This is a genomic window from Bacteroidota bacterium, from assembly GCA_026391695.1.
Classification (GTDB): domain Bacteria; phylum Bacteroidota; class Bacteroidia; order Bacteroidales; family JAGONC01; genus JAPLDP01.
In genome coordinates this window covers 1-6,418 of sequence record JAPLDP010000004.1, presented here as the reverse complement: position 1 = coordinate 6,418, position 6,418 = coordinate 1, and the positions used below count along the sequence as shown (strand labels likewise).

Genomic DNA, 6,418 nt, shown 5'->3' with positions numbered 1-6,418 from the left:
GGTTGCTCCCACGCAAGTCCCTGAAGTAGGTGTTACAGTATAGGTTGCCGTCTGTGCTGTATTGGTCGGATTGGTAAGCGTTCCACTGATATTTGATGCACCGCTGCCTGCAGATCCGCCTGTCATCCCTCCGGTCACTGTCGGTGCAGGCCAGCTGTAGGTCGTGCCTGCCGGGACTATTCCGTTGGTAACATTAACAGGAGTTACCGTAAAGGTCGCACCACTACAAACAGCAGCCGTCATATCAGTAATGGAGGGGGTTGGATTGATTGTTACCGAGATTGGATAAGGGGGGTCGCTAACGCAACTGGCAGGGGTGCTTACGATGAGCGTTCCATTATACGTTCCAGGTGTTGCACCAGCAGGAACGGAAAGCACAATAGGACTTGGTCCAAGGTCAGCATTCCACACATTGGTAAATCCCTGACCTAGAGCTGTTGCGTCCCAGGTAATGCTGTAATGATCTGGGTTGCCTATTGGCGCGCTATAGGGTAGATCGGCTATAGTGGTTCCGCTGCAAACGGTAGGATTAGGGCCTAAAGTAATACCACAGTCTGGTAAGGGATAAATGGAATTGTGAGAATTCAACTCATCGTTTCTGACCGATATATTTCTATTACTATACCTGTCGTTAGTACGCCCAGAATGAACTGGTGGTTTCATGCTGTTTAAATTTTCACCTGACAAGTCCAGGGGAAAAATTAATAAACATAAAACCACTCCGATAACGAGCGTTATGATACAGTACCTCATAAATTCATTTTCAGCAATTAAAGAATTGAAAATCAATTGCCTGAATCACTGAAAAATATCATTTGGCTTCAGAAAGGATGAAAGGCGAAGGAAAATATTGATGGGGTTATTGGGTGTACAAATTTATCGATAGTCTTGTTTAATTTATAAACCCATTAACACAATGATTTTCACATAGATTCGTCTTAGATCTCAAGCCTCAGCCCACTTTGTGAATAATACAATTAAAAAATCTTTTATGTCAAAGTGAATAATTTCTCATGCAACTTTCAGTTTTGTCGTCTCAGTTTTTAGTTTAATAGCTGAATTATATTAAAGATTCTATTATATTTTCATTATAGAATCACTTCAATTGCCATGGTGTTATTTCAAAGATGATTATTCTTTCAGGTCAATCGACACTAATACTCTGAAAGCAACCTCATCAACTATTCAACAACTATACTATAAAAGAAAAGATTTTAGTGCACATATTCTTCACACACTGCGGAAAGGGTAATTAAGCATTTAATAGAAAAAAGAATATGCACTTTTAGTTCAGGAAAGGGTAATTCCGATTTTAATTTTGTTCTATTTAATCTTCTTTATTTTAATTATTTAATGATTTCAATTTAAAGCTAAATATTAATTTTAATTCTTGTACATATTAATTAAAAAAAAGTTACAAAACCAACATTTTTATATAAATGTATTAAACCATTTAAATAATTGTCTTGAATTCGAGGAACTATTAATCAGGATTTTTATGAAAAGTAATCGTTTTTTTTCAAATATTATTAGTTTATTTTCTTATTATCGTTTTTTGTCAGTCAAGTTCATTGGATTTTACCCTTTCCTGAACATCAACTTTTACCATGTTAATGTCTTTATACTTTCTTTATTACAATTTTATCTCTGCCTTATAGTCAACAATTATACCAGTATTATTATTCAATGTATAAACGTCAATCAACCTTGTATTCAAGTAATTAATTCCCACAAATAAAATTCTAATTCAGAGGTCACTCAAACAATCCTTATATTTAACAATTTCCATTAAATATAATGGTTATTTTGTAGGTAGACGAAGCGTATATTGTGTCAAATATTTCACTAAATATTTTTTTAGTATTTTTCTCTTAATATATTATTAAAATTGACATTAATTATTATAAATTTTTGTATTATACTAACCAATTGGTATACTATTAGAAATCATACGATATAATTTTATATAATTTATTTCACATTATTAATAATTTTTCTATTCTGGTGAAAAAATTAAAAGTTTTTATAAGCCAAATGATTATAATTTTAATTTAAAAAATATTATATTTATATTTAATACGTGTCTGATTAAAAATAAAATTTATGTGGAAGTCTATTTATAGATTATTGAGACAAGATTGATAATCACCAATATGAGTACCAATGCAAGTCCTGGACATGAATTCTGTGGCTAGCTGTGGTAACCATTAACCGATCCCGACTTACTTCGCAGTCGGGATAATTCGACTTACAAATTTTACTGCACTTTGTTTGTAAAATTTGAGTCTCATTAATAAAAAAGGATGCAAGTCATTTACAATGATGCATCCTTACAGCGGAGAAAGAGGGATTCGAACCCCCGGACCCGCGGAGGCGGGTCAACGGTTTTCAAGACCGCCGCATTCGACCGCTCTGCCATTTCTCCACTGCAAAATTATATCATTTTGTAATACAAAAATAATTATCCCATTTCCGCCGTTTATGAATAATAGGACTATCACCATCTAAATGCACCGCCAACTGTTACCGCTTTACCGAAAACTGATTGCTGCTTGACATCGGTATCAATTTAGGATAATTTTGTCTTTTAATATCCAAAAAAAAATTCAGTTATGAAAAAAATCACCACTATTATCATAACCTTCATTCTTACAATTCTCTTCAGCAGCCTGTCTGCATCCAATTTCCAGGCATATCTCTTTTACTCGACGTTCTATTCCACCCAGGATGGCCCTTTTATTGAAACATATATTTCTGTTGTTGGTAAGAGTGTTATTTTCATTAAGAATGAAAATGGCAAATTTCAAGGCTCTGTCGAAATCACCATGATGTTCAAACAGGCAGATGTCATCAAAGATTTTAAAAAGTATGAATTGCTGAGTCCTGAAATCGACGATACTTCTGATATCTCCTTTAACTTCATTGACCAGCAGCGATTTAGCCTGCCAAATGGTGATTATGAATTCGATATGCTGATAGCAGATAAAAACCGTGATATTCTGCCATTTGTGATCACCAAGATTATCACTATAGCATATCCTGATAATAAGGTCAATATTTCCGGGATCGAGCTTATTGAATCATTTTCAAATACTTCAACACCCAATATTCTTTCCAAAAGTGGATTTGATCTGATACCATTTGTAAGTAATTACTTTCCAAGTGAATTAAATAAACTGACATTTTATGCAGAGATTTACAACTCTGAAAAAATTCTTGGCAAAGAAGAAAAATTCCTTATTAATTACCATATTGAATCTTTCGAAACCGGAATGATATTAACAAATTTTGCTCAGTATAAAAAAGAAATTACCAAACCGGTCAACGTTCTTTTCAGTGAATTCAATATCTCAAACCTGCCGACAGGGAATTATAACCTGGTCATTGAAGTCCGGGATAAGAATAATAATTTGTTGGCATCCAATGAATTATTTTTTCAGCGAAACAATCCTAATGTTCAACTGTCATTAAATGATATTGCATCTGTTGATATTTCAAACAGCTTCGTTATTAAGTACACTGATAAAGACACCCTCAGAGAATATATGCGCTATCTCTTTCCTGTCTCTTCCCAAATGGAACAGTCCTTAGCCTCGAAGCTGATCAAAACCGGTGACCTTCATGAAATGCAGCAGTTTTTTCTGAATTTTTGGCTGACCCGTGATAACGTTAATCCTGAAGGTGCCTGGACAAACTATAATGAGGAAGTTAAAAAAGCTAATTCCTCTTTTGGTACAATAAACCGCAAGGGATATGATACTGACCGTGGTCGGGTGTACCTGAAATATGGTCCGCCTAATTCCATTGCTGAAAGTTATTATGAACCTAATGCTTATCCCTATGAGATTTGGCATTATTACCAAATGAAAAATCAGCGGAATAAAAAATTTGTATTTTATTCACGTGAACTGGCGACAAATGATTTCGAGCTCATACACTCTGATGCCATTGGAGAGGTACAGAATTTTCAATGGCAGTTTGTTATCCATGAACGTGGAAACGCACCCGGAAGCGTTGACCAGAATGAAATGGAAAATCATTGGGGCAGCAAGGTACAAGACTATTACGATATTCCTAGATAAACTGTAAATTCCTGCTATTTACTTTTTCTCTTTATCATTTCAAATTCATATTTAGGTGTATTTTTGCATTCAGATAACACCTTAGGAATGTCAATAATTTATTTCATATTCATTGTAAAGGCATGGTTTATTTCCCTCCTGCCATTTAGAATTTTGTACATGTTATCAGATGTAATATATTTTTTACTTTATTATATATGGGGTTACAGGAAAAAAATTGTCGATGAGAATATCAGGAACTCATTTCCCCTTATGGGAGACAAAGAACGCAGAGTGATCACCAGGAAGTATTACAGAAATCTGTCAGATATCATTCTTGAGGTTATTAAAGTCAGGCACATGAGTGAAAGACAAATACTTAATCATTATTCATTCAATAATTTGGAACTTCTTGACGAACTGGCTAAAAAAAATAAAAGTGTCATTGGTACACTCGCGCATTGTGGCAATTGGGAATGGTTGGGACCGGCAATGTATCTTGTATCAAAACAACACTACAAAGGATTGGCAATAGTAAAACCATTATCAGATAAACACTTCGATAAATACATGACCTGGCTGAGGGAAAGACACCTTACGAATGGACATGTCGTGCACTTTAAACAGACATACCGGACTCTCGTGAAATACAGGGATGTATTGACCCTGACACTTATAGCTGCCGATCAGACCCCACACAAAGATGAAATCAACTACTGGTCGAAATTTTTGAACCAGGAAACTGCTTTCTTCCTGGGTACAGAAAAAATTGCGAAAACGTTGGACATTGCGGTAGTCTATATTGATATACAAAGAGTCAGAAGAGGGCATTATGAAGCAACCCTCAGCCTGATAACAGATAAACCAAAAGAAATGGCCGATTTTGAAATTACTGAAAAATATATTCGCAAATTGGAACAGGCCATCATCAGTCATCCCGACAACTGGCTCTGGTCACACCGCCGCTGGAAGTATAAAAAAAGCTGACAATCTCATAATTATTGAGTCAATTTCGTCAAAAAGGATAGTTTTTTTTCACTATCTTAGCCAACTAAATTAATATTTTGCCTAAGACCGCAGTAGTCATATTAAACTGGAATGGACTGAAGTTTCTTGAGCAATTCTTGCCTTCTGTGATCCTAAATAGCAAGGAGGATGCTGAAGTCATTGTGGCCGACAATGCCTCCAGTGACGGCTCCGTTGAGTTCCTTGCAAGCCACTATCCTGACATCCGTATCATCCGCAACAACTCCAACGGAGGCTTCGCAAAAGGCTACAATGATTCGCTTAGTCAAATCGACACAGATTATTATGTACTGCTGAATTCTGATATAGAGGTTATCCCTGGTTGGATTAAGCCTGTTATAAACCTCATGGAAGGCGATAAAACAATAGCTGCCTGTCAACCAAAAATACGCTCCTTTCATGAACGGTATAAATTCGAATATGCCGGCGCCGCCGGCGGATTTATCGACAGGTATGGATATCCCTTTTGCCGTGGAAGAGTCTTTCAGGCTATAGAAAACGATCTCGGGCAATATGACATTGAAACGGAAATATTCTGGGCAACCGGAGCCTGTATGTTTGTCAGGGCCACTCATTACCAATTGATTGGAGGACTCGATAATGACTTTTTTGCTCACATGGAAGAGATTGACTTCTGCTGGCGTGCCAAAAATGCTGGCCTGAAAATAATGTACTGCCCTGATTCTACAGTCTATCATATCGGCGGCGGCACCTTGCCGAAAAAATCCTCACACAAGACATTCCTTAATATCAGGAACAATATCATCATGCTCTATAAAAACCTGCCTAGGAAACGATTAAACACGGTACTCGGATTAAGGTTTTTTCTGGATATGATCGCCGCCGTGAAGTTCCTTTTCGATGGAGGTTTTAGTGATTTTTGGGCAGTGTTCAGAGCTTATTATGCCGTTTATTCCCATATTGGTTTCTATCATCAGAAAAGAAAAGCCATTCATCAGGGAAAAGTTTCGGAAATCTATCAGGGCAGTATCGTTCTTGAATATTTCATAAGGCAACGGAAAACATTCACACAGCTTAAATCACACAAATTCTCAACATAATATTCTCTCTTTCAAAGCTTTTGAACCGGGTGATCAGGTTTTTGAGTTATTTTAAATGGCTCTAAGAATTTAAAAAATTTCCTTGCGTCTTCAAATACACTTTGTGACCTCTGTAGATTTATTTATAGTTTTTCACTACTGACCGACTAAATTAATACAAAAGAGGGTACTCCCAACGGGTTTCCCCTCAATGTTGTAGTTTTGTTTTGCGAACCAAAAACTGCAACATGGGTAAAGATACAGAAATAAAATTAGTCGGACAGCCGATTT

The 6,418-nt window shown here is 36.1% G+C and carries 4 protein-coding genes and 1 tRNA gene; 3 read left to right on the top strand and 2 right to left on the bottom strand.

What is annotated here, in order from left to right; all coding sequences use genetic code 11:
* Together NT175_00065 and NT175_00060 are read right to left on the bottom strand one after the other, a co-directional pair.
* The coding region (locus NT175_00065) for a hypothetical protein (GenBank protein MCX6233108.1) at nucleotides 1–663 on the bottom strand (663 nt) is incomplete at its 3' end.
* Between the two features lie 1,673 nt (nucleotides 664–2,336).
* Nucleotides 2,337–2,425, bottom strand: a tRNA-Ser gene (locus NT175_00060).
* Between the two features lie 187 nt (nucleotides 2,426–2,612).
* Here NT175_00060 and NT175_00055 point away from each other — a divergent pair.
* From NT175_00055 to NT175_00045, 3 genes are all read left to right on the top strand, one after another.
* Nucleotides 2,613–4,082 carry a GWxTD domain-containing protein gene (locus NT175_00055; GenBank protein ID MCX6233107.1) on the top strand — a complete coding sequence of 490 codons (1,470 nt, stop codon included), beginning with the start codon at nucleotides 2,613–2,615 and terminating at the stop codon, nucleotides 4,080–4,082.
* A gap of 87 nt (nucleotides 4,083–4,169) precedes the next feature.
* The gene (locus tag NT175_00050; GenBank protein ID MCX6233106.1) at nucleotides 4,170–5,048 is read left to right on the top strand and encodes a lysophospholipid acyltransferase family protein; all 879 of its coding nucleotides are present in this window, start codon (nucleotides 4,170–4,172) and stop codon (nucleotides 5,046–5,048) included.
* A 74-nt stretch (nucleotides 5,049–5,122) separates the two neighbouring features.
* The gene (locus NT175_00045) at nucleotides 5,123–6,148 is read left to right on the top strand and encodes a glycosyltransferase family 2 protein (GenBank protein MCX6233105.1); all 1,026 of its coding nucleotides are present in this window, start codon (nucleotides 5,123–5,125) and stop codon (nucleotides 6,146–6,148) included.
* Nucleotides 6,149–6,418 lie beyond the last annotated feature (270 nt).

Excerpts from the sequence above, each read along its gene's own strand:
- NT175_00050 (MCX6233106.1), top strand. The coding sequence starts at position 4,170 with ATGTCAATAATTTATTTCATATTCATTGTAAAGGCATGGTTTATTTCC.
- NT175_00055 (MCX6233107.1), top strand. The coding sequence starts at position 2,613 with ATGAAAAAAATCACCACTATTATCATAACCTTCATTCTTACAATTCTC.